This window comes from Aeromonas cavernicola, from assembly GCF_002795305.1.
In the GTDB taxonomy this organism is placed as follows: domain Bacteria; phylum Pseudomonadota; class Gammaproteobacteria; order Enterobacterales; family Aeromonadaceae; genus Aeromonas; species Aeromonas cavernicola.
Window position 1 is genome coordinate 1 of record NZ_PGGC01000309.1, and the last position, 521, is coordinate 521.

The 521-nt window shown below is 64.7% G+C and carries 1 pseudogene; it reads left to right on the plus strand.

Annotated features, from left to right (window positions below):
• Positions 1-355: pseudogene (locus tag CUC53_RS18740) on the plus strand (VWA domain-containing protein); the annotation flags it as partial.
• Positions 356-521: the final 166 nt, after the last annotated feature.

The window sequence follows — 521 nt, forward strand, 5'->3', positions numbered from 1 at the left end:
GCGCATCTACACCGTCGGGGTCGGCGCTGAGCCGGGGGCCTTGCCCCAGCCTGATGAGGAGCGCGGCGGGGCGCTGCACGATCCCAGCAGTGAGTTGGATGAACCCCTGCTGCGCCAGATCGCAGAACTCGGTCAGGGACGCTATTTTCGGGCTCGCACCTTGCACGACGTGACGGCCATCAATGATGCCATCAACATCTTAGAGCCGAGCGCGACGCCGCTGGTTCAAGGGCAACCGGTGGTTGAACTCTATCCTTGGCCACTGGCCTTGGCGTGGCTGCTGATGGTATTGCCACGTTTCGCCTCTGAGCGACTGGCCCGCGCAGTGCGGCAAGGATGGTCCCGATGGAGGTGATATTGCTGCGGCCACTCTGGCTACTCGCTCTGCTGCCGTGGTTGTGGCAAGGCTGGCGACGCTCCCGCTCGCGCCCGATGTTGGCACCGGCCATGCAGGCCTATCTGTTGCCTGATGCCCAGCCGACTCGCCCTTGGCTCTGGCTGGCGAGCTTGCCGGTGATCGT